Genomic DNA, 15,618 nt, shown 5'->3' with positions numbered 1-15,618 from the left:
GCCTCATGTGCCGATGGCGATGATGCGGCGAGTTACCGGCGGCGTTTGCTCCACAGGCCGAGCAGGCCCAGTCCGGCGAGGAACATCGCGTAGGTACCGGGTTCCGGCACCGGGGCGCCGAACTGGATCGACACGCTGTCCGTGCCGTAGATCGGCGCCACCTGCAGGCCGCCGGCGAAGATGTTGGCGAACTGGCCGTGCACGCCGCCCGTGGCCGTGAGAATGGTGAAGACCGTCCCCGGGACAGGTTCGTATCCCATGTACAGATAGAGATTTCCCGCGAGCGAGGCTTCCCCCGCGATGGCCAGGAGATCGTATTCGGTGCCCTGCTGCGCACCCTTGATGTCGATCAGCAGCCCGCTGGTGGCGTCCGGCGCGAAATCGCCCTCGATCGTGAGCTGGCCGGCGGCGTCCTCGCCACCCGGCATGATCGACACCCCTTCGTCGATCGTGAGCGAGGCCGTTGCCGTCAGGACGCCGGACCCCGCCAGGTAGCCCCCGTGCAGAGCGATCTGCGAGGCCGAGAGCGTGCCGTCGACCATCGTGTACCCGTACCACTGCTCATAGGTTCCGGACCCGCCGATCGTTCCCACTGCTCCGACGTAGACGTAGCCGGAATTCGCGATCGCGCCCTCGTTGTTGAACTCGCCATCGTTGATCAGCGAACCGCTGTAACCGATCTCGACCGTTCCGTTGTTGTTGAACACGCCGGTCGACGTGTTCTCCAGCATGCCGTCAGTGAAGAAGTAGCCGTCGTTGTTGACCGTATGGTTGCTGGAGTTGGTGAACTGGCCGTAGTTGAACAGCTGTCCGCCCAGCGCATTGTTGAGCGTCCCGATGTTGCCGAAGAGACCGGAGTACTGGTTGGTGAGCGTTCCTGCATTGCCGAACAGGCCACCCAGCGCATTGGTGAACGTGCCCGCATTGGAGAAGTCTGCACCGCTCTTGTTGAGGATCGTCCCGGCGTTGCCGAAGAGGCCGCCGAACATGTTCTGCATGGATCCTTCGTTCTCGATGGTCGCGCCGGCCAGGTTGTCGACCTTGCCGTAGTTGTCGAAGGAACCGCCGAGCAGCCCGCGCATCATTCCGGCGTTCTCGATCACGCCGTCGCTGTTGTTGGTGACCTGGCCTGCGCCTCCGAACAGGCCTCCGAGCATGTTCTTGATCGTGCCGGAATTCTCGACGGTGCCGCCCGCTTCGTTGTCGAAGGTTCCGGCGTTTCCGAACAGGCCGCCGAACAGGTTGCGGAACGTGCCTGCGTTCTGGACGAGGCCGCCCAGGAGGTTCTGGACGACACCGCCTTCGGTCGTCTCGGCTGTGCCTTCGATGCGCAGAGTCGCGCTCGACAGATTGCGGAAGGTTCCTGCCGTCCGGAGGATCGACCACGACGGCACGGTGTATCCGCCGTTGTTCTCGATCGTCTCGCCCGCAAAGGTCGTCTTTCCTTGCGCGATCGTCAGATCGATGGAGTCGCCTGGCACCGTGAAGGTGAGCGTATCGCCGTTGTGGCTGCCATGCGTGTCTTCGTACCCGCGCTGGGCGAGCGCATCGTTCCAGTCCACGGTGAGCACCGCATACCAGTGCGTGGCCTGGGACGCCCAATCGTCGATCGAGATGTTGAGGTTGCCCGAGAAGCCGAACTGCCCGGGCTGATCGACCGATCCGTATGTGTCGACATACGAGACGGAATTGCTGGTAGGCAACGTGCGGTAGAAGTCAGGGGTGTACGGGCTGTCGCCGTCGGCGCGCAGTCCCACCGTGAGATGCCAGTTCACGCCGAAGTAATCGTAGGCAGCGAACTGCGGCAGCGTGTGGGTGTAGTCGAGGATCAGGTCGAAGGGAGCCGAGAGCGTGTCACCCGGGCGCAGTGCACCGTCGATGGCGCCTCCCCACGCGAAGGCCATCCCGGTGACGTCGTACCGGCGCACGGTGGCCTGTACGTTGTCGTCCCAGCGCCAGAAGAGGCTGTCCGTGATGGTCTTGCTGCCGGTCAGCTTGAATCCGTTGCCCAGCGGCGTGGCGTCGGCCGCGGCATCGTCCAGCCAGGACATGAACCAGCCGGAGTTGGAGTATTCCCCCACGACCGAGTAGTCGGTCAACAAGGTGACGGCGTTGGCGGCAGGGGCGACGGCGGCAAGCGGCAGGGCGACGAAGGCGGTGGACCCGGCCAGGGCGCGGGCTCGTTCCAGCAAATTGTTGTCGGACATCTTGGGATCTCACGCAGGTTCAAACGCTCCGGCGGACTGTGCAAGGGCCGGACCAGCACGGATCAACTTCAATGGTGGCAGTATCAAATGGCGCGTCCGTGCCCTGTCCCGCAGTGCACTGTCAAACACCTCGACATCAGGCAATTCGATCGAGATTCACTCCTCGGCGGTGGGCCGCGTCGCAGTCTCGAGCGCATCCAGCCAGCTCAGGGCGTGCTCGCGCGAATCCCCGCACATCTCGATCTGCGGCCGAAGACCGGAGCAGCATGCGGGCCTTTCCGGACGGCCGAAGATGGCGCAGCGGAGATCGTCCGTGAGCTGCACGCAGCGAACGCCGGCCGGCTTGCCGCCGGACATGCCCGGGATGGGAGAAGCGATGGACGGAGCGATGCAACAGGCGCCGCAGCGTTCGCGGCACAGCATCACGCGCTCACTGCACGTGCGGCTTCGAGCAGCAACAGATCGTGGCCCCGCGCACCCAGCAGCGAGACGCCCAGGGGGCACCCCTCCATCGTCGCGAGCGGGAGATTGATTTGCGGCAGGCGCGCATGCCCGGCGACGGAGAGGAGGCCGATGCACTTGGCGCGATACACGTTCATCGGCTCGGCGGGAGAATTCACCGGCGGAGCGATGCCGGGCGCCGTCGGCATGATCAGCACCGCATTCCCCTGGAGGAGCGACGCCATCCGCTCGGATAGCCGTTCGCGCAACTGCCTTGCCGCCAGCACCTTGCCCGGCTCCACGGTGCGCGCGTACTCGAACCGCTCGCGCACCCCGGGACCGAAGGCGGGATGCCGGGCCTCCACCCACGCGCCGTGCTGTTCCCATGCCTCCGCGGCCTGCAGGTTTCGAAAGGCCTCGCTCCACTCGGCGAAGCCCTCGCCTCCCAGTGATACCCTGCGCGCTGGTCCCAGTGCCGCCTCGATTCGAGCCACCGCCGGCGCCAGCGCGTTTGCGATCTCGGCTCCTGCCCACTCGAAGGCATCCGTTGCGATCAGCACGTCTCCGACACCGGGCGCGGGACCCCCATCTCCCAGTAATACACGCCCGACTCGTTCCAGGACGGCGGCATCGCGCACGAACCAGCCCGCCGTGTCGTAGCTCGGCGCGAGCGGACGAACGCCATCGAGAGGGATGCGGCCGTGAGAAGGCCGCATGCCGAAGACTCCGCACAGGCTCGCGGGAAAGCGCACGGAGCCGCCGGTGTCCGAACCCAGGGCGAAATCCACCAGTCCCGCCGCAACCGCTGCGGCAGAGCCGCTGGAGGACCCGCCGGGTATCCGGCCGGGCGCATTGACGTTGACTGGAGTTCCGTAGTGCGCGTTCTCGCCGAAGAGGCTCCACGCCATCTCGTCCGTATGGGTCTTTCCCGTCACCTCTGCGCCCGCGTCGAGCAATCGCAGGACCGCCGTCGCTGAACGCTCCGCGGGTCCGTGACTCGCCAGCCAGTCGGGGTTGCCGAATCCCGTCCGATGACCTTCGATGTCGTAGATGTCCTTGATGCCGCACTTGAGCCCGGAGAGCGGACCGGCACGCCGTGCCGGACATTCGGCATGAGTGTGAAGAGTGAACGCGCGAACGGACTCGCGATCGTGGATAGTGGTCATGAGGTGGTGCTCCGGTGCAGGTGCTGCAGTGTAATGGCAGGGCTGCGGTGGCCGGCCACGCCCGTGCCTCGCGCCAAGTGCGCCGAGCCGCATTGACCGGCGTCACGAACCCGGGCCACGGAGCGAGTAGCATTGTGGGACGACTCGAACAGGTGGGGGGAGACATGCGAACGATGGCGTTGCTGCTCGTGACGGGAATGCTGCTGATCCGGTCCGCGGCGGCCCAGGAGGATCCGGACCCCCGTTTCCGCGGGCTCATCGCACCCGCCGTCGCGTCCTTCTCGCTGAGCGCCGATGGGAAGCCGGATCGCAAGGACTTCGACTTCGGCCGCAATGTCGGCAAGGCGTGGCTGGCCTCGAAGGGCGAGGTGAAGATCGACACGTGGGTTCAGCACCGCGGCCTGCGCTGCGCCCGCTACGAAGTGGGTATCCGGTTCGGCGAGGGCGACCACGGTTGCACGAATGTCCGGTGGCTCGCTCCCGTGCACTGGCTGACCAGCATCAACCAGTGCAACAACGCGCTCATGCAGCACGCGGCTGTCGACACGGACGAGCACATGGTGGATTTCTTCGACCAGGTCACCTGTGCCGAACGCATCGTCCGCTGTGAGGGAAACTGCAAGTGACCGGAGTTCCCGTGCCGGGCGGCCGCAGAACGGCGGGCAACCGGGTTCGAAGCCAACCGTCTCGTGATCCGGCACGCGGCGGCCCGGACTTCCCATCGGCCACCAGCCGGCGTTCGCCCGCCATCGCGTGTCAGCGACCGGCTTCAACCCACATCAATCGTCCGCAGGACGGCGCAGATCGCCGGCCGGGTGCATCCGCAAGTAGTGAAGCAGGCAATGCCGCAGCACGGCCGAGCGCTGGTGGTCGCCGCAGCGCCGCGCATCTTCGATGTCGTCCCGGATCATGGCGGCGATGCGGTTTTCACCCCCTGGCGAAAGCACCAGATAGCTGCCCAGCTCCGCGGCTGCGATTTCGGGAATGTGCTCGTGTTCCGCAATGGCGAGGATCTCTTCCTCGGTAAGTTCGGACAAGGCGATGCAGTCTTCGATGGTCAGCATGGTCTTCCCTTCCCGATGTGGATTTCAGGACCAGTTGAGCGCGATTCCGGCGGGCTCGCATTGACCTTCGACAAGACACGAGCATGCCGGACAACGCATGTCACCGGAAGCGGCGCCGGAGCCGGCTGTCCGGGCCAGTGTACTCCCGCACCGGGAGGAGAATCGAACTGGCAGAATCTGCGATCACCGCCCGAATGAGCGTGCAACGGAGAACGCCGATCACGACAGGAGCACACAGGCATGAATGACCTGCGGGCCGTGGTCGCCGTGACCGACGTCACGGGAATCGACCTGGAACGTCATCCGGAGGCCATCCGCGTGATCAAGCACCCGGAGCCAATCGAAGTCGAGTTCGCGCCTCGGGATGGCGTCCTCCAGACGCTGGAAGGGTTCGTCCGCTACAAGGCAGGAGACGCACTCGTCACCGGCCCCTCCGGCGAACGCTGGCCGATCCAGGCAGGAAGATTCGCGCGAACATACCGGCCGGCGGAGGTCTTCCAGGCCAACGCTGCCCAGCGCTTCGTGAAGCACCCCCGGAAGGTTCTCGCTCTACGAATGTCAGGACCGTTCCGGATACGAACCCCTGGCGCGTCCGATCCGCTCTCGGGAAAGGCCGGCGACTGGCTCGTTCAGTATTCGCCGGGGGAGCACGGCGTCGTCGACGCGGAGATCTTCGCCCGGACGTACGAAGCCACAAGCGACTAGGGCACCGGAGTACCCGGACAGACGGACGGGCCGACCCGGCGCGTCCCGGCGGACCGACCGGGTCGCACACGAACGCCGAAAGAACAAGCGCCGGGCCGTCCCAAGCTTTTTCTCTGACTGCGAGGTTGGCGGGGTCATCAGGGGTTGAAGTTGATTCGCGCGAACGCGCGAATCAATGTCCGGCCGAGGTGCACGTGCGATGCGGAGCATCGCGTACACCGAGGACGTTGAAGCACTCCCCGGCCGAGGTGCACGTGCGATGCGGAGCATCGCGTACACCGAGGACGATTGCCGAAGCATCGCGTACACCGAGGACGTTGAACGACGCGTCAGGCCCGCGCCTGTCCGATCGCCTTGCGCCACTGCGCCTTGAGCGACTGCACGCGGTCGGCGCTCATGGAAGGCTCGAATACGCGTTCGACCTGCCACAGCGCGTCGAGCGATGCGTCGTCCGGCCAGAATCCCACGGCGCGGCCCGCAAGGAACGCGGCACCCAGTGCCGTGGACTCCGTGCCGGTGGAGCGCACGACCGGCACGCCCAGCACGTCGGCCTGGAACTGCATCAGCAGGTCGTTCCGGGTGGCTCCACCGTCCACGCGCAACTCGCGCAGCGGCACGCCGGCGTCCGCCTGCATGCAATCGAGGATGTCGGCCGTCTGGAGCGCAATGCCTTCCAGGGCCGCTCTCGCGATGTGGCCGCGCGTGGTGCCCCGCGTGAGACCGCAAAGCGTGCCCCGTGCGAAGGGATCCCAGTGCGGGGCACCCAGGCCCGTGAACGCCGGCACGAAACTCACCCCGCCATTGTCGGGCACTGTTCTGGCCAGGCCCTCCACTTCGGCGGCGGTGGAGATGATGCCCAGACCATCGCGCAGCCACTGCACCGCCGCGCCGGCGACGAAGACGCTGCCCTCCAGCGCGTACTCCGTCCGGCCCTCCCGCTGCCACGCCACCGTGGACAGCAACGAATGCTTCGATTCCGGTATGCGCGTGCCCGTGTGCATGAGCATGAAGCACCCGGTGCCGTAGGTGTTCTTGACGCGCCCGGGCGCCGTGCATCGCTGGCCGAACAAGGCGGCCTGCTGATCTCCTGCGATGCCGGCCACGGGAATCGCGGCACCCATCACGTCCACGTCCGTCATCGCAACCCGATCGCCCGAAGCGACGACCCGCGGCAGCATGGCACGCGGCACCCGCAGCACGTCCAGCAGTGCATCGTTCCAGTCGCCGCTGGCGATGTCGAACAAGAGCGTGCGCGAAGCATTGCTGGCGTCGGTAATGTGGATGCGCCCCCCTGTCAGTTTCCACACAAGCCAGGAATCGACGGTGCCGAAGAGCAGTTCGCCCGCTTCCGCGCGCGCCCGTGCGCCCGGGACGTGATCGAGGATCCAGCTCACCTTGGTGCCGGAGAAGTAGGGGTCCAGCATCAGTCCCGTGCGTGCACGGAAGAGCGGTTCGTGTCCTGCCTGCTTGAGCGCCTCGCAGACTTCCGCGGTCCGGCGGTCCTGCCAGACGATGGCGTTCGCCACGGGTCGTCCGGTGCTGCGGTCCCACACGACCGTCGTTTCGCGCTGATTGGTGATGCCGATCGCCGCCACGTCGCCGGGCACCGCATCTGCCTTCGCGAGCGCTTCGCGTGCCGTGGCGAGCTGGGTGGCCCAGATCACCTCGGGGTCATGCTCCTCCCAGTCGGGCTGAGGATAGATCTGCGGCAGTTCGCGTTGCGCCATGCCGCGCACGCGTCCCTCCGCATCGAAGGCGAGCGCGCGGGAGCTGGTGGTTCCCTGATCCAGGGCGAGAATGATCGACATGGTGTGTTAGAGTCGGCAATCCGGAGTGACGCGGGGTGAAAGGGCGCTTTCCGGATTCTATTCCGCAATCATGGTGGACGATCAGCAACGCCTGTTCAGGCTGGCCCTCGAACGCATGGGTCTCGTGCGGCCCGGTGAATCGCTCACCCTCGAATCGCTCGCGGGCGGCGTGTCCTCCGACATCTTCCGTGCCGTGTGGCCGCAGGGGTCCGCGTGCGTCAAGCGCGCGCTTCCCAAGCTCAAGGTCAAGGCCGACTGGCAGGCGCCGGTCGAGCGCAACCGATGGGAAGTCGAGTGGATGCGCGTTGCGGGAGCCGTCGAACCCTCCGCAGTGCCCGCGATCCTGGGCGAGGACTCCGAGGCCGGCATGTTTGCCATGGCCTATCTGGACCCCGATCTGCACCCCGTGTGGAAGCTGCAGCTGCGCGACGGCATCGTCGATCCGCGGGTGGCGCGCGCCGTGGGACGGCGGCTCGCGCACATTCATGCGGCGACGGCCGCGGACCCCTCCATTCCCGAGCGTTTCGCCACCGACCACATCTTCCATCCCATCCGACTGGAACCCTATCTCGTGGCGACGGCGCACGAGCATCCCGAGGTCTCGCCGCAACTCCTGCAACTCGTGGAAGTCACCGCGAGCACGAAGCGGGCGCTCGTCCATGGCGACGTGAGCCCCAAGAACATCCTGGTGGGCCCGGACGGCCCCGTGTTTCTCGATGCCGAGTGCGCGTGGTTCGGCGACCCGGCCTTCGATGTGGCGTTCTGCCTGAATCACCTGCTGCTGAAGTGCCTGTGGCGGCCGCAATGGTGGGCCCGGTATCTGGACTGCTTCTCTGCCCTTTACGGCACCTATCTGGGCCGCGTCACGTGGGAATCGCGCGACGGACTGGAAGCCCGCATCGCCAGGCTTCTGCCGGGTTTGTTTCTCGCGCGGGTCGACGGCAAGTCGCCGGCGGAATACATCACCGAAGAAGCGGACCGCGATCGCGTGCGCCGGGTGGCCTGCCAGCTCCTGCTGCGCCCGGTGGACCGCCTGTCTCACGTGAGCGAGGCCTGGCGGACCGAGGTCGGACTGGACCCGCGGTCGCTGCATTAGGACACCCTCCCCCTCATCCTTTCCGGCACGCGGCGCGTGCCCCTTCCCCGAACCCTCGATCCCATTCATGAAAAACACGGTCATCTCGAAGATCCTTGCCCGCCGCGTGTGGGACTCCCGCGGCCGTCCCACGGTCGAAGCGGATGTGCAGTTGCATGGCGGCGCCTTCGGACGTGCCATCGCCCCGGCTGGTGCCTCCCGGGGAGAGAACGAAGCCATCGATCTGCGTGACGGCGGCACCGGCCTCGGCGGCATGGATGTCGTCCGGGCGGTTTCCCACGTCAACGGCGAGATCGCGCAGAGGGTGTGCGGAATGGACGCCGCCGATCAGGCGGCAGTGGATGCGGCGCTCATCGCCCTGGACGGCACGCCGAACAAGGCTCGTCTGGGGGGCAACGCGACGATCGCCGTGTCCATGGCGGTGCTCCACGCCGCCGCGGCCGCGGCGGGCCAGCCGCTGTATGCCCACCTTGCCCAGGGCCGTCCGGTGCGCCTGCCCTTGCCGGAAATCCAGATCTTCGGCGGGGGAGCGCATGCCGGCAGGCGTGTCGATATCCAGGACTTCATGGTGATGCCGCTCGGGGCCCGGACCTTCGCCCAGGCACTGGACATGACCGCGGAGGTCTATCGGGCCGCGGGTCTGTTGATGCAGGAGGCCGGCAAGCTGCAGGGCGTGGCCGACGAAGGAGGTTTCTGGCCCGCGTTCGATTCCAACGAAGAGGCGCTGGGCATGCTCGTGCGCGCGATCGAGCGCGCCGGCTACGTTCCCGGTGAAGACGTTGCCATCTCGCTGGACATCGCCGCATCGGAGTTCGGCAGGAACGGCCGCTACACCCTGGGCCTGGAGCGCCGCGAACTGGACCGCGATTCGATGATCGCGATGCTGCTGGACTGGTGCCGTCGCTATCCCATCGCCTCGGTCGAGGATCCGCTGGCGGAGGACGATCCGGAGGGAATGAAGGCCTTCACCGCCGTGGTGGGCCATCGTATCCAGGTGATCGGAGACGACTTCCTCGTCACGCACGCGGACCGCGTTCGCGCCGCCGCGTCCCACCGTTCCTGCAATGCGGTTCTCATCAAGCCCAATCAGGCCGGCACGGTCACCGAGACTCACGCGGCCTTCGACGCCGGCATGGCCGCGGGTTTTGGCACGATCGTGTCGGCCCGCTCCGGCGAAACGGAAGACGTGACGATCGTGCATCTGTCGACCGGCTGGAACGCCGGCCAGTTGAAGGTCGGTTCGTTCACGCGGTCCGAGCGCATGTGCAAATGGAACGAGGCACTGCGGCTGGAGGAAGCCCTGGGCGATCGTGCAAGGTTCGCCGGCCGCGAGGTGCTGCCACCCGATGCGGGCAAGCCGCTCGCCTGATGTCGCCGCGTCATTCCCACCGGCACTTCATGCGAGGTGTCGGCCTCATCATGGTCGCCGTGTTCATGTTCTCGTCCATGGACACGCTCGCCAAGCACATGCTGCGCAGCTACCCGATTCCGCCGCTGCTCTGGGCACGCTACTTCGTGCAGTTCGCGTTCATGATCGCGATCTTCGGACCGCGTATGGGTCTGGGACTCGTGCGGACGAAGCATCCCTTCATCCAGACGGCGCGCGGGCTGCTGCTGGTATGTTCGTCGGTGTTCTTCTATCTGTCGCTGCGCTATCTGCCGCTCGCCGAAGCCGCTGCGATCACCTTCGTGGGACCGGTCCTCGTCACCGCACTGTCGGGTCCGCTGCTGCGCGAGAAGGTGAGGCCGCGGCAGTGGATCGCCGTGGGCATGGGCTTCGCGGGCGTGCTCATCATCATCCGCCCCGGCGGCGCGGTGTTCAGCGCGACGGTGGTGTTCCCGCTGATCTCGGCCGTCTTCTTCAGCCTGTATCAGATCCTCACGCGCAAGGTGGCAGGGCGGGAAGACCCCATGACCACGCTCTTCTTCAGCGCGCTGGTGGGCGCCATCGCGACCACGATTCCGCTGCCTTTCACCTGGCAGTCCCCCACACCGGTCCAGGCGGCATTCATCGTTGCCATCGGCTTGCTCGGGGGCTTCGGCCATTTCCTGCTGATCCGAGCGGTGGAGCATGCCTCGCCCATGATGCTGGCGCCTTTCGTCTACGTGCAGCTCGTCTGGTCCACCGGGCTCGCCTGGATCGCCTTCGGCGATTTTCCCGACGGGGGCACGCTGATGGGAATGGCTGTGATCGTGCTGGCCGGCATGCTGGCGGTGAACTGGAAACAGATGCGACGCGCAAGCGATGCTGCCGGTCGGAGGCAGGGGTGAGGGCGAGAGAAGCCATCTGTGCGACACATCGCGCGAAGAACCCACCCTCACCCCCGCCCCTCTCCCTGAGGGCGAGGGGAGTTACCTGCGCTTCGCGCCTCTCGGACTGCCCATCCTCACCCCAGCCCCTCTGTCCCACCCCAAAAAGTCTGCGACTTTCCGGGGGCCCCGGCTTGAAGGAGAGGGGAGTTTCCTGCGCTGCGCGCCTCTCGGATCCGGTACCTGTCGCGCTCCCGTCCGGCTGCAGAAGGTCCCTTCCCCTTCAGGGGGAAGGACAGGATGGGGGTGGGTTGCCGCATCCAGTCCAGCAAGTCGGGGCCAGGAACCACCCTATCGCCCATCGTCCGTGCTTCCCCGAACCATGAAACCAGAACCCTCTCTCCGCTCCGCCTACCGCCACTTCCAGGCGATCCCGACCCGCTGGCTGGACAACGACGTGTACGGGCACGTGAACAACGTCAACTACTACTCCTTCTTCGACACGGCGGTGAACCAGTACCTGATCGAGCAAGGCGTCCTGGACATCGAGACCAGCACCGTGATCGGCCTGGTCATCGAGACCCAGTGCAACTACTTCAAGCCGGTCACGTTCCCCGACGTCGTGCACGCGGGAGTACGCGTGGCCAGGCTGGGAACCAGCAGCGTGCGCTACGAGATCGGCCTGTTCCGCAACGATGACGACGATGCGGCGGCCCAGGGACATTTCGTGCACGTGTACGTGGACCGCACGGCGCGCCGGCCCACGCCTTTGCCCGATGCGATGCGTGCCGCGCTCGAGCGCATCGCCCAGACATGAGGCAGTGACGCGACCTGTCAGGGTCCGGCGAGAATCCAGTTCACGATCGCGTCGACGATGGCGGCATCCTCGCCCAGGGCCGGCCGCACGGAGATGTCGATCGAAGGATGACGCGTGCGGCAGCGTTCCAGCACCACGGGCAGGTCTTTCTTGAGATGCCCGCCCCGGCCGACGAACAGCGGTACCACCGCCACCTGCCGGATCCCGTCTGCTGCCAGCGCATCCATCGCTTCGTCCATGCCAGGCGCCATGTGCTCCAGGAACGCCACCTCCACTCTCCTGCCACCGCCCAGTTCCCGCAATCGGGCGGCGATCGTCTTCACCGGCGTGGCCCAGTCGGGATCCCGTGCGCCGTGGGCGTAGAGAAGAAAGGCGGTCGATTCGGTCATGATGGGACGCTCTTCGGGTAAGGCCGGGCGCATCCGGCAGGTTGATCCGCACGGGAGGCCATGACTTCGGCGCTGCGGCGTCGCCGTGACCTCGAAGTATGCCCCGACGCCGCCGTGTGAGCCGCCGGGCCGGGCCGAGGGACGGCGTGCCTCCCCTCCTTCCACCCGGCGCGAATTGCCGGTACCTTGCGGACATCTACAACGCAGCAGAGGCTCGCCGGCTCTCGCCAAGCGGGAACGGTGCGGCCCTTTCGCATCGAACATGACCAGACACTTCGACCTGTTGTGCATTGGCGGGGGCAGCGGCGGCGTCGCCACCGCGAACCGGGCGGGCAGCTACGGCGCGTCCGTGTGCCTCGTGGAAGCCGGACGCATCGGTGGCACGTGCGTCAACGTGGGTTGCGTGCCAAAGAAGATCATGTGGACGGCCGCCCAGATGGCGCACGGTCTGGAAGACGCCGCCGGCCATGGATTCACGGTCCCGGAATGGCAGTTCGACTGGGGGCGGCTCAAGGACTCGCGCGATGCCTACGTGCGCAATCTGAATGCGGCCTACGAGCGCCATCTCAAGTCCAACAAGGTCGAGATCGTTCGCGGCCGTGCGCGTTTCGTGGCGCCACGGACCGTCGAGGTCGCGGGCGAGCGGATCAGCGCCGATCACGTCGTGATCGCAGTCGGGGGCCATGCGCTCGTCCCGGACATTCCCGGTGCGGAACTGGGCATCACCTCCGACGGCTATTTCGATCTTCCGCGGCAGCCGCGCACCATGGCCGTGGTGGGGGCAGGCTACATCGCCGTCGAAGTGGGCGGTCTCATGCAGGCCCTGGGCACGCAGGTGACGCTGTGTCTCAGGCGCGATCACTTCCTGCACGGCTTCGACCGCATGCTGCGCGATCAGCTCAAGGAACACATGGCGGCCGACGGCGTCCGGATCGTGGAGCACTTCCACAGCCGCGCGGTCGAGCGGCGCTCCGACGGTCTGTGGCTCGCCGGCGAAGCGGGTCCGCAGGGCCCCTTCGACTCGATTCTGTGGGCGATCGGACGCAGACCCAGCACGGCCCCGCTCGACCTCGCCGCTGCCGGCGTCACCGTCGACGAGCGGGGCGTGATCCCGGTGGATGCGCTGCAGCAAACCGACGTGCCGGGCGTGTACGCGCTGGGCGACGTGATCGGGCACCACGAACTCACGCCTGTGGCGATCGCGGCGGGCCGCCGCCTCGCCGACCGCCTCTTCGGCGGGCAGGCCGGGCGCCACCTGGACTACGACAACGTGGCGACGGTGATCTTCAGCCACCCACCCATCGGCACGGTGGGGCTCTCCGAGAACGAGGCACTGGACAGGCACGCAGCGCACGTTCGGGTGTACGAGACGCGCTTCACGCCCATGAGCCACGCCTTTGCCGAGCGGAAGGTGAAGACCTCCATGAAACTCGTGGTCGCCGGCGAGGACGAGAAGGTGGTGGGCTGCCACGTCATCGGCCCGGGCGCCGACGAGATGTTGCAAGGATTCGCCGTTGCCGTCAGGATGGGCGCCACGAAGCGCCAGTTCGACGACACGGTGGCGATCCATCCCACCGCGTCGGAGGAGATGGTGACGATGAAGACATCTCGGCCGGCCAGAGCCGCGGACTGAAACGATCCAACCCATCTCGCGGAGGAGATGAATGAGCGCAGCCCCGCATGCGTCGCGAACGCATTTCGACCCCTACCGGCTCGACCCGCGCGACATCCTGGAACCGCCGGTCGGTCTCGCCAACATCCTGCGCAAGATCGGCCCGGGCATCGTGCTGGCCGCCTCCATCGTGGGCTCGGGCGAACTCATCGCCACCACCGCGCTGGGCGCCAAGGTGGGCTACACGATGCTGTGGCTGGTGATCGTGAGCTGTCTCATCAAGTCGGTCGTGCAGGCGTTTCTCGGCCGCTACGTCATCGCGCGGGCCGAGACGGGCCTGGATGCCGTGAACCACATTCCCGGGCCGCGCACGAAGCACTTCAACTGGGTGATCGTCGCGTGGGCGATCATGGTGTTCCTGACGCTCTTCCAGATCGCCGCCATGTTCATCGGCGTCTCCCAGGTGATGTTCAGGCTCACGGACATCGCCGTGGGGGCGTGGGTGATCATCTTCTGGGTCCTGACGCTGGTACTGCTGCTGGGCGGTGGCTATGCCCGCATGGAACGGCTCGCCATGGTGAAGGTGGGCCTCTTCACGCTCATCACGCTTCTGGCGGCGGTGCTGCTGATGACCTCGCCCAGCTTCAGCGTGGCGGAGATGGCCTCGGGTTTCCGCTTCGAGCTGCCCAGTCAGGGCATGGCGATCGCCATCGCCGTTTTCGGCATCACGGGCGTGGGCGCCACGGAGCTGTACATCTACACGTACTGGTGCGTCGAGAAAGGCTATGCGCGATACACCGGCCCGTACGAGGACGGCGAGGCGTGGCGGCGGCGTGCACGCGGCTGGGCGCACGTGATGAACGTGGACGTCGTGTTCTCCATGATCATCTACACGGTCGCCACGGTCGCCTTCTATCTCCTGGGCGCCGGAATCCTGCACGCCATGGGGCAGGTGCCCAACGGCGCCGAGATGATCGACGTGCTGTCCAACATCTACACGCAGACCCTCGGCGGCTGGGCCAGGTACCTGTTCTACGTCGGCGCGATCATCATCCTGTTCGGCACGATCGTCGCAGCGACGGCCGGGCATTCGCGCATGTGCTCCGACCTCATGCGCATCCTGGGGCAGTACGACAAGGACGACCTGCGGGCGCGCAACCGCTGGCGCGACGTCTTCGTCGTGGTACTGACCGTCATCCCGGTCGTCATGTTCTGGATCTTCGGCCAGGCCCCGGTGCAGATGGTGACCTGGGGCGGCATGGCACAGGCCGCCATGCTGCCCATCATCTCCTGCGCGACCCTGTACCTCTACTATCGCCACATGCGCCGCACCCTGGTGGCGCCGGGCTGGATGGTGGCGCTGCTCTGGATCGCGGCCATCTTCATCATCGGTTTCGTCATCCCTTCCCTCGCGGGAGAGCTCAAGAAGATGTTCGGTTAGGGAAGGAGCGGCGAACGCACGCATTCTTGGCGGGACCATGCCGCGAACGCCCGGGCCGCTGCGCGAAATGCCCGATCCCGCCTTCCCGGCCCGCCGCGCGAGTGCTCGTTTCCAGCTGCCACGGGATCCGCGTACATTGACCAGACCTTCTCCAGGAGATTCCTGAATGCAGATCGAAAGAAGACATGTCGGCAAGAGGCTTTCACAGGTGGTCGTCCACAACGAGACCGTCTATCTGGCGGGAATCGTCGCCGACGAGCCCGTGCCGGGCGATGCGGGAGCGCAGACGGAGAACATCCTCATGAAGATCGACCGGTTCCTGCAGGAGGCGGGCAGCGATCGCACGCGGATGCTCTCGGCAACGATCTGGCTCGCGGACATCAGTGACTACAACGCCATGAACGCGGTCTGGGACGCCTGGGTGCCGGAAGGCTGTTCGCCCGCCCGTGCCTGCGTGGAATCGAAGCTCGCGCAACCCAAGTACAAGGTGGAGATCCGCATCGTCGCCGCCACCGGTCACTCCGCGCACGACGCCATCGGCATGGCATGACGCTTCCCCGGTATCGCGGTCCCGCGGACGCGATGCCGGGCCCGCCCCGAGGCACGTGCGGATGTCCGCTTC

The 15,618-nt window shown here is 66.4% G+C and carries 15 protein-coding genes; 9 read left to right on the top strand and 6 right to left on the bottom strand.

Translation table 11 applies throughout. The features are described from left to right. Positions 1-32: 32 nt before the first annotated feature. The 3 genes from IPK20_11480 to IPK20_11470 form a co-directional block, all read right to left on the bottom strand. Positions 33-2,207 carry a PEP-CTERM sorting domain-containing protein gene (locus tag IPK20_11480; GenBank protein MBK8017270.1) on the bottom strand — a complete coding sequence of 725 codons (2,175 nt, stop codon included), beginning with the start codon at positions 2,205-2,207 and terminating at the stop codon, positions 33-35. A 156-nt stretch (positions 2,208-2,363) separates the two neighbouring features. Next, complete coding sequence (locus IPK20_11475) at positions 2,364-2,630, bottom strand: YkgJ family cysteine cluster protein (protein MBK8017269.1); 267 nt, start codon at positions 2,628-2,630, stop codon at positions 2,364-2,366. Beyond that, complete coding sequence (locus IPK20_11470; GenBank protein ID MBK8017268.1) at positions 2,630-3,814, bottom strand: amidase; 1,185 nt, start codon at positions 3,812-3,814, stop codon at positions 2,630-2,632. Before IPK20_11470 ends, IPK20_11475 begins: the two co-directional genes overlap by 1 nt. A gap of 134 nt (positions 3,815-3,948) precedes the next feature. Here IPK20_11470 and IPK20_11465 point away from each other — a divergent pair, with 134 nt between their 5' ends. Continuing rightward, on the top strand, positions 3,949-4,440 hold the full coding sequence (locus IPK20_11465) for a hypothetical protein (GenBank protein ID MBK8017267.1): 492 nt from the start codon (positions 3,949-3,951) through the stop codon (positions 4,438-4,440). 153 nt (positions 4,441-4,593) lie between these two features. Here the strand turns inward: IPK20_11465 and IPK20_11460 are convergent, their stop codons facing one another. Further along, positions 4,594-4,878 carry a hypothetical protein gene (locus IPK20_11460; protein ID MBK8017266.1) on the bottom strand — a complete coding sequence of 95 codons (285 nt, stop codon included), beginning with the start codon at positions 4,876-4,878 and terminating at the stop codon, positions 4,594-4,596. Positions 4,879-5,118: 240 nt separating this feature from the next. On the opposite strand from IPK20_11460, the gene IPK20_11455 reads away from it, so the two are divergent. Continuing rightward, on the top strand, positions 5,119-5,583 hold the full coding sequence (locus IPK20_11455; GenBank protein MBK8017265.1) for a hypothetical protein: 465 nt from the start codon (positions 5,119-5,121) through the stop codon (positions 5,581-5,583). Between the two features lie 329 nt (positions 5,584-5,912). On the opposite strand, the gene glpK is transcribed toward IPK20_11455, so the two are convergent. Then, positions 5,913-7,391, bottom strand: a complete 1,479-nt coding sequence (gene glpK / locus IPK20_11450) for a glycerol kinase GlpK (protein ID MBK8017264.1) — start codon at positions 7,389-7,391, stop codon at positions 5,913-5,915. Between the two features lie 70 nt (positions 7,392-7,461). Between glpK and IPK20_11445 the strand changes: the two genes are divergently transcribed. The 4 genes from IPK20_11445 (at position 7,462) to IPK20_11430 (ending at position 11,554) form a co-directional block, all read left to right on the top strand. After that, positions 7,462-8,487 (top strand): phosphotransferase, encoded by a 1,026-nt coding sequence (locus tag IPK20_11445; GenBank protein MBK8017263.1) that lies wholly within the window; start codon positions 7,462-7,464, stop codon positions 8,485-8,487. Between the two features lie 67 nt (positions 8,488-8,554). Further along, a complete protein-coding gene (eno, locus tag IPK20_11440; GenBank protein MBK8017262.1) occupies positions 8,555-9,856 on the top strand; it encodes a phosphopyruvate hydratase in 1,302 nt (433 codons plus the stop codon). Positions 9,857-9,885: 29 nt separating this feature from the next. Next, positions 9,886-10,758, top strand: a complete 873-nt coding sequence (locus IPK20_11435) for a DMT family transporter (GenBank protein MBK8017261.1) — start codon at positions 9,886-9,888, stop codon at positions 10,756-10,758. Between the two features lie 361 nt (positions 10,759-11,119). Further along, positions 11,120-11,554 carry an acyl-CoA thioesterase gene (locus IPK20_11430; GenBank protein ID MBK8017260.1) on the top strand — a complete coding sequence of 145 codons (435 nt, stop codon included), beginning with the start codon at positions 11,120-11,122 and terminating at the stop codon, positions 11,552-11,554. Positions 11,555-11,571: 17 nt separating this feature from the next. On the opposite strand, the gene IPK20_11425 is transcribed toward IPK20_11430, so the two are convergent. Further along, positions 11,572-11,943 (bottom strand): CbiX/SirB N-terminal domain-containing protein, encoded by a 372-nt coding sequence (locus IPK20_11425; GenBank protein ID MBK8017259.1) that lies wholly within the window; start codon positions 11,941-11,943, stop codon positions 11,572-11,574. 262 nt (positions 11,944-12,205) lie between these two features. Between IPK20_11425 and gorA the strand changes: the two genes are divergently transcribed. From gorA to IPK20_11410, 3 genes are all read left to right on the top strand, one after another. Next, positions 12,206-13,576, top strand: coding sequence for a glutathione-disulfide reductase (gene gorA, locus IPK20_11420; GenBank protein MBK8017258.1), 1,371 nt, complete (start codon positions 12,206-12,208; stop codon positions 13,574-13,576). Between the two features lie 31 nt (positions 13,577-13,607). Beyond that, complete coding sequence (locus IPK20_11415; protein ID MBK8017257.1) at positions 13,608-14,996, top strand: Nramp family divalent metal transporter; 1,389 nt, start codon at positions 13,608-13,610, stop codon at positions 14,994-14,996. Between the two features lie 166 nt (positions 14,997-15,162). Next, positions 15,163-15,546, top strand: coding sequence for a RidA family protein (locus tag IPK20_11410; protein MBK8017256.1), 384 nt, complete (start codon positions 15,163-15,165; stop codon positions 15,544-15,546). Positions 15,547-15,618: the final 72 nt, after the last annotated feature.

This window comes from Betaproteobacteria bacterium (genome assembly GCA_016713305.1).
Lineage (GTDB): Bacteria > Pseudomonadota > Gammaproteobacteria > Burkholderiales.
This window is presented reverse-complemented; position numbering and strand designations above follow the sequence as displayed.

Excerpts from the sequence above, each read along its gene's own strand:
- IPK20_11480 (MBK8017270.1), bottom strand. The coding sequence starts at position 2,207 with ATGTCCGACAACAATTTGCTGGAACGAGCCCGCGCCCTGGCCGGGTCC.
- IPK20_11475 (MBK8017269.1), bottom strand. The coding sequence starts at position 2,630 with ATGCTGTGCCGCGAACGCTGCGGCGCCTGTTGCATCGCTCCGTCCATC.
- IPK20_11470 (MBK8017268.1), bottom strand. The coding sequence starts at position 3,814 with ATGACCACTATCCACGATCGCGAGTCCGTTCGCGCGTTCACTCTTCAC.
- IPK20_11460 (MBK8017266.1), bottom strand. The coding sequence starts at position 4,878 with ATGCTGACCATCGAAGACTGCATCGCCTTGTCCGAACTTACCGAGGAA.
- IPK20_11455 (MBK8017265.1), top strand. The coding sequence starts at position 5,119 with ATGAATGACCTGCGGGCCGTGGTCGCCGTGACCGACGTCACGGGAATC.
- glpK (MBK8017264.1), bottom strand. The coding sequence starts at position 7,391 with ATGTCGATCATTCTCGCCCTGGATCAGGGAACCACCAGCTCCCGCGCG.
- IPK20_11445 (MBK8017263.1), top strand. The coding sequence starts at position 7,462 with ATGGTGGACGATCAGCAACGCCTGTTCAGGCTGGCCCTCGAACGCATG.
- eno (MBK8017262.1), top strand. The coding sequence starts at position 8,555 with ATGAAAAACACGGTCATCTCGAAGATCCTTGCCCGCCGCGTGTGGGAC.
- IPK20_11435 (MBK8017261.1), top strand. The coding sequence starts at position 9,886 with ATGCGAGGTGTCGGCCTCATCATGGTCGCCGTGTTCATGTTCTCGTCC.
- IPK20_11430 (MBK8017260.1), top strand. The coding sequence starts at position 11,120 with ATGAAACCAGAACCCTCTCTCCGCTCCGCCTACCGCCACTTCCAGGCG.
- IPK20_11425 (MBK8017259.1), bottom strand. The coding sequence starts at position 11,943 with ATGACCGAATCGACCGCCTTTCTTCTCTACGCCCACGGCGCACGGGAT.
- gorA (MBK8017258.1), top strand. The coding sequence starts at position 12,206 with ATGACCAGACACTTCGACCTGTTGTGCATTGGCGGGGGCAGCGGCGGC.
- IPK20_11415 (MBK8017257.1), top strand. The coding sequence starts at position 13,608 with ATGAGCGCAGCCCCGCATGCGTCGCGAACGCATTTCGACCCCTACCGG.
- IPK20_11410 (MBK8017256.1), top strand. The coding sequence starts at position 15,163 with ATGCAGATCGAAAGAAGACATGTCGGCAAGAGGCTTTCACAGGTGGTC.